This is a genomic window from Caminibacter sp. (assembly GCF_053999135.1).
On the sequence record NZ_JBMXVQ010000087.1, the window covers coordinates 1 to 5,373 of the forward strand.

Annotated in this window: 8 protein-coding genes and 1 pseudogene; 8 read left to right on the plus strand and 1 reads right to left on the minus strand. The window is 35.1% G+C overall.

Going from position 1 to position 5,373, the window contains the following annotated elements; all coding sequences use genetic code 11:
• From ACXJH6_RS06960 to ACXJH6_RS06995, 8 genes are all read left to right on the plus strand, one after another.
• A partial coding sequence (locus ACXJH6_RS06960; protein WP_456471034.1) for a 1-deoxy-D-xylulose-5-phosphate reductoisomerase occupies positions 1 to 899 on the plus strand: 899 nt, incomplete at its 5' end.
• Positions 880 to 1,521, plus strand: coding sequence for an HAD family hydrolase (locus ACXJH6_RS06965; RefSeq protein ID WP_456471035.1), 642 nt, complete (start codon positions 880 to 882; stop codon positions 1,519 to 1,521). The genes ACXJH6_RS06960 and ACXJH6_RS06965, both read left to right, overlap by 20 nt.
• A gap of 143 nt (positions 1,522 to 1,664) precedes the next feature.
• Positions 1,665 to 2,222 carry a pyruvate flavodoxin oxidoreductase subunit gamma gene (locus ACXJH6_RS06970; RefSeq protein ID WP_456471036.1) on the plus strand — a complete coding sequence of 186 codons (558 nt, stop codon included), beginning with the start codon at positions 1,665 to 1,667 and terminating at the stop codon, positions 2,220 to 2,222.
• A 9-nt stretch (positions 2,223 to 2,231) separates the two neighbouring features.
• Positions 2,232 to 2,630 carry a 4Fe-4S dicluster domain-containing protein gene (locus ACXJH6_RS06975; protein ID WP_456471037.1) on the plus strand — a complete coding sequence of 133 codons (399 nt, stop codon included), beginning with the start codon at positions 2,232 to 2,234 and terminating at the stop codon, positions 2,628 to 2,630.
• Positions 2,631 to 2,640: 10 nt separating this feature from the next.
• Entirely contained in the window at positions 2,641 to 3,858 is a 1,218-nt protein-coding gene (locus ACXJH6_RS06980) for a 2-oxoacid:ferredoxin oxidoreductase subunit alpha (RefSeq protein WP_456471038.1), read from the plus strand.
• Positions 3,859 to 3,867: 9 nt separating this feature from the next.
• Positions 3,868 to 4,821, plus strand: coding sequence for a thiamine pyrophosphate-dependent enzyme (locus ACXJH6_RS06985; RefSeq protein ID WP_456471039.1), 954 nt, complete (start codon positions 3,868 to 3,870; stop codon positions 4,819 to 4,821).
• Between the two features lie 54 nt (positions 4,822 to 4,875).
• The gene (locus ACXJH6_RS06990) at positions 4,876 to 5,004 is read left to right on the plus strand and encodes a hypothetical protein (protein WP_456471040.1); all 129 of its coding nucleotides are present in this window, start codon (positions 4,876 to 4,878) and stop codon (positions 5,002 to 5,004) included.
• A gap of 20 nt (positions 5,005 to 5,024) precedes the next feature.
• The gene (locus ACXJH6_RS06995; protein WP_456471041.1) at positions 5,025 to 5,261 is read left to right on the plus strand and encodes a hypothetical protein; all 237 of its coding nucleotides are present in this window, start codon (positions 5,025 to 5,027) and stop codon (positions 5,259 to 5,261) included.
• Here ACXJH6_RS06995 and ACXJH6_RS07000 read toward each other — a convergent pair.
• A pseudogene (locus ACXJH6_RS07000) lies at positions 5,258 to 5,373 on the minus strand (IS982-like element ISSude1 family transposase); the annotation flags it as partial. The gene ACXJH6_RS06995 and the pseudogene ACXJH6_RS07000 sit on opposite strands and share 4 nt — an antisense overlap.

Here is a 5,373-nt window from a genome sequence, read left to right on the forward strand (position 1 = left end):
ATTTTAAAAACGTAAAATATGGAGAGGAAGCCATTCTTGAAGTTATAGAAAAATCTAAAAGTGAATTGGTGGTAAATGCTCTAGTGGGTGACGCTGGGCTTAAGCCTACCCTAAAAGCCCAGGAATGTGGTAAAAAAATAGCCCTTGCCAATAAAGAATCATTGGTAAATGCCGGAAAATTTATAGATACTTCAAAAATTACGCCTATTGACAGTGAACATTTCGGTCTTTGGTATCTGTTGAATGGAAAATACAAATTTAATAAATTATACATAACGGCAAGCGGAGGGGCGCTTAGGGATTGGAAGATTGAAAAAATAAAAAACGCTACGTTAAAAGACGTCTTAAAACACCCGAACTGGTCGATGGGGGTAAAGATTACCATTGATTCCGCTACAATGGTTAATAAGCTTTTTGAGCTTCTTGAATCGAAATGGCTTTTTAATACTACGAATGTTGATGCTTTTATAGAGACAAAATCCATAATTCATGCCTTTGTTGAATGGAAAGACGGTTCTACGACGGCTCATATCAGTAAAACGGATATGAAACTGCCTATTGCCTTTGCTATTCTTAAAGAAATAAAAGAAGAAATTTTAGAACCTGTGGATTTGTTAAGTATTGGAAAACTTGAGTTTAGAAAAATAGAAAAAGTCCGTTATCCGGTATGGGAAATCAAAAATCTTCTTATTAATAAAAGTGATTTGGGGGTTGTGGTAAATACGGCAAACGAATATGCCATAAATCTGTTTTTAAAAGAGAAAATAAGTTTTTGGGATATAAGCCGTTTAATTTTAGATGCCGTTAAAAAATTCGAAAATATTAAAATAAAAGAGATAGACGATATTTTTGAAATTAAAAAAGAGGTAAGGAAATGGTGTGAGAGTTATTCTTTTTGATTTGGACGGCACTCTTATAGATTCGACCGAGGCTATTTTGGAAGGATTTAGGGTTACTTTTGAAAAGTTCGGTAAAAATTATCCCGGGGATAAAGAAGTTAAAAAACTTATAGGTCTTCCTCTTGATATTATGTTTGAAAATCTCGGCGTTAAAGAAAATGTGTGGGATTTTGTAATGACTTATAAAGAACATTACAGAAAAATATCCAAACAAAAAACATTTTTACTTCCGTTTGCAAAAGAAGCTTTAAAAGAGGCTTCAACATTTGCAAGACTTGGAATTGTAACCACAAAAACGGGTGAATATTCCAAAGAATTATTGGAACATTTCAGAATTTTGAATTATTTTGAAGTTTTAATAGGAAGGGAAGATGTTGAAAATCCAAAACCGCATCCCGAGCCTATATTAAAAGCCCTTCATAAAATGAAAGCCTCAAAAGAAGCCGCTTGGATGATAGGCGATACCTGTCTTGATATGGTAAGTGCTAAAGAAGCCGGTATTAATTATGTAGGTGTTAAATTTGAGTATGAAAATGAAAAAAATATGAAAAGATGTGCTGAAATTGTTAAATCTGATGTGTTAAAAGCAGTTGAATATATAAAGGGATTTTACAGATATTAGATAATTGAATATGGTTGTTAAGCATTACTAAAAGTAACATTGAAATAAAAAAATACGAAAAAATGATAAATAAGAGAAAAAATATGCTATATTAAGTTTACTTTAAGTCTATTTTAGATAAAATATGCAAAAAAAGGATAAATATGCTACAAATAAGATGGCATTCTCGCGCGGGACAAGGTGCGGTTACTGGAGCAAAAGCATTGGCTGATGTTATGGCAAGGACTGGAAAATACGTTCAGGCTTATTCCGTATATGGAGCCGAAAAGAGAGGGGCGCCGATGACGGCGTATGATAAAATAGATGACAAGCCTATTTTAGACCATTCAAAATGGATGATACCGGATTATGTACTGGTAATAGACCCTTCATTGGTTTTTCAAGAAGAAATTGTAGACAATACCACTGATGATACTGTTTTTATTGTAACTTCTCATTTAGATAAAGAGGATTTGCTTGCAATGGCAAAACATCTTCAAGGTAAAAAAGTATATGTAATCGATGCTATTAAAATCTCTCAGGAAGAAATAGGAAGAGCTATTCCAAATACTCCTATGCTTGGGGCTTTTATAAAAATAAGTCAAATTATTCCGTTTGAGGATTTTTTGGTATCTATTGAAGATATTCTTTCAAAATTCCCTAAAAAAATTATCGAAGGTAACTTAAAAGCTATCAAACGTGCTTATGAAGAAGTAAAATAAGGAGAAATTATGGCAACACCAAAAGAAATGTTAACAACATGGGATAAAGTTCAGTTTGGAGCGGTTCTTCCGGCATTTGAAGACCCTGAACATAAAAAAAGAAGCAAGTTTCATTCATATAACTATACAGTTGCTGACTGGAGAGTTGAAAAACCGGTGTTTAACAGAGAGCTTTGCATAGATTGTGACTTTTGTTGGGTAAGTTGTCCTGACAGTTGTTTTCTTGTAGAAGAAGTGGTTAATAAAAGAGGAAAAAAACAGGCTAAAATTGTAGGTATTAATTATAATCTTTGTAAAGGATGCGGAGTTTGCGTGGATGTTTGTCCTACGCCTATAAAATCTCTTTTAATGTTCCCTGAGTACGTTGATAATGAAGAAGCATTAAAACAATGGCCTAAAAAAGATTAAAGGAAAGAGTATGGCACAAAAATATGAATTAAAAAATAAAGAAGTATGGGATGGAAACACGGCGGCGGCTCACGCCTTAAGACAAGCTCAAGTGGATGTTGTAGCTGCTTATCCTATTACACCTTCAACTCCTATTGTTCAGAATTACGCTCAGTTTTTGGCTGACGGGTATGTAGACGGTGAATTCGTTATGGTTGAATCAGAACACTCAGCTATGAGTGCCTGTGTTGGTGCGGCTGCTGCCGGTGGTAGAGTTGCTACCGCTACTTCAAGTCAAGGTTATGCGTTAATGGTGGAAGTTTTATATCAGGCAAGTGGAATGAGACTTCCGATTGTTATGACTGTCGTAAACAGAGCTCTTGCATCTCCTCTAAATATTCACGGAGACCACGCAGACCTTTATTTAGGAAGGGATGCGGGATGGATTCATTTAATAGCAAATAATCCTCAAGAAGCATATGATATGACTCTTTGTGCTTTTAAAATAGCGGAAGATGAGAGAGTAAGACTTCCTGTTACAACAAATCAAGACGGATTTTTGGTTTCACATACCGCTCAGGTGGTAGAACCTCTTCAGGATGAGGAAGCATATAATTTTATAGGTGAATATAAAGCTTTAAATCCTATGCTTGATACGAAAAACCCTGTAACATACGGAGCTCAAACAGAAGAAGAGTGGCATTTTGAACATAAGGCAAATCAACATAAAGCTTTAATGGATTCTCCTGAAGTTATTGAAGAAGTATTCAATAAATTTGCCGAGTTAACAGGAAGAAATTATAATTTAGTAGAAACTTATAAACTTGATGATGCGGATATTGCTCTTGTTTTGATGGGAAGTGCTTATGAAACGGCAATGCTTGCCGTAGATAAGGCAAGAGAGGAAGGTATTAAAGTAGGTCTATTAATGCCAAGAGTATTTAGACCGTTTCCTTATAATCAGGTGGCTGAGAAATTAAAAAATGTAAAAGCTGTAGCGGCACTTGACAGAAGTGCTCCAATGGGAGCTATGGGAGCTTTATATAATGAAGTATCAGGAGCTCTAGCGGCAAACGGACAAAGTGCCATTATGACTAATTATATTTACGGTCTTGGTGGAAGAGATACTACTGTTGAACATATTTTGGAAGTGATTAAAGAAACTGATAAAAACGCAAAAGCTGGAAAAAGAGTTACTCCTCTTCAAGGTTTCATAAACCTAAGAGGTCCGAAACTTTCATTTAATTAAGGAGTTTTTATGAAAAAGATTACGAATTTAAAAGAATTTGCCTGTACTCCTGATAGATTTCAAGGGGGGCACAGATTATGTCCCGGATGTGCCCATTCTATGATAGTTAGGGAAGTTGTAAACGCAACGGATGATGATTTGGTTGTTTCTTCTGCTACAGGATGTCTGGAAGTATGTAGTGCGATTTATCCTTATACTTCATGGGACGTTTCATGGATTCATGTCGGATTTGAAAACGCGGGAGCCGTAATTTCCGGAGCGGAAGCTATGTATAAAGCCCTTAGCAAAAAAAACAGACTTTATAATGAAGATAAAAGTGTTAAATTCGTAGCTTTTGGCGGTGATGGAGGAACTTATGATATCGGTTTTCAATCACTAAGCGGAGCTGCTGAGAGAGGTCATGACTTTTTATATGTTTGTCTTGATAATGAAAACTACGCAAACACAGGAGGTCAAAGAAGTTCTGCTACTCCAATAGGGGCTCATACTTCTACAACTCCAAGAGGAAGAGTTAGTTATGGTGAAAAACAAAAGAAAAAAGACCTGACTATGATTATGGCAGCCCATGGATGTCCATACGTTGCAACTGCAATTCCAAGCACAAAACACTGGAAAGATTTGGCGACAAAAGCTGCAAAAGCAATCAGTACGGTAGGACCTACATTTATAAACGCTTTAAGCCCTTGTACGACTGAGTGGAAATTTAAACCGGAAGAAACAACCGAAATTGCTGATTTAGCGGTTGAAACATGTGCTTTTCCTTTATATGAGATTGAAGACGGGCATAAACTTACTATTACTTACAGACCAAAGCAGAAAATTCCTATTGAGGAATACCTTGGAAGACAGGGGAGATTTGCTCATTTATTTAAACCTGAAAATAAATGGATTATTGAAGAGTGGCAAAAAAATGTTGATGAATATTGGGACTATCTTCAAAGAAGAGAGGAAGCCGGAGTTTAATTCTCTCTTTTTTATTTTTATTTATCTTATAACGACCGGTGCTAAAAGTTAACAATGAAGCGAAAAATTTATTTACCTGTAATTGAGCTTGAATGGAGCGATTGTTATTCTTTTAATGAACTTTTAAAAAATGCAAGAAGTGGCGGGATAAAAGTACCAAATGAACAGGTGTTTATGAAGTAATAGGTAAAGACGGAGAAGTTTTGCATATAGGAAGAGCGTCAAATTTAAGAATGAGAGTTAAACAGGGTCTTGTTAAAGGCAAAACTCCTCACTCCACAAGAAAAAGAATGCTAAAAGACGGAGTAATTTTTAATAACTTAAAAGTAAAATGGGCAGTTACTGATTGGCCAAACAGCGTAGAAGAGTATTTACATAAAAAATATAAAGAAAAGCATGGTAAACTTCCAAAGTATACTAAAGTTAACCCAAATTGCTAGTTAAAAAGTAAAATTTGTTTATCTTTATCCAGTTTCAAAAAACAGTCGAAACTATAAGTTAGAATAAAAAGCTTAAGTTTCGTTAAAAAACCACCAATAGAAGTTGCTTTAA

Bases quoted from the DNA above. Each gene is read 5' to 3' on its own strand.
- ACXJH6_RS06990 (WP_456471040.1), top strand. From the start codon at position 4,876: ATGAAGCGAAAAATTTATTTACCTGTAATTGAGCTTGAATGGAGCGAT.
- ACXJH6_RS06980 (WP_456471038.1), top strand. From the start codon at position 2,641: ATGGCACAAAAATATGAATTAAAAAATAAAGAAGTATGGGATGGAAAC.
- ACXJH6_RS06970 (WP_456471036.1), top strand. From the start codon at position 1,665: ATGCTACAAATAAGATGGCATTCTCGCGCGGGACAAGGTGCGGTTACT.
- ACXJH6_RS06975 (WP_456471037.1), top strand. From the start codon at position 2,232: ATGGCAACACCAAAAGAAATGTTAACAACATGGGATAAAGTTCAGTTT.
- ACXJH6_RS06985 (WP_456471039.1), top strand. From the start codon at position 3,868: ATGAAAAAGATTACGAATTTAAAAGAATTTGCCTGTACTCCTGATAGA.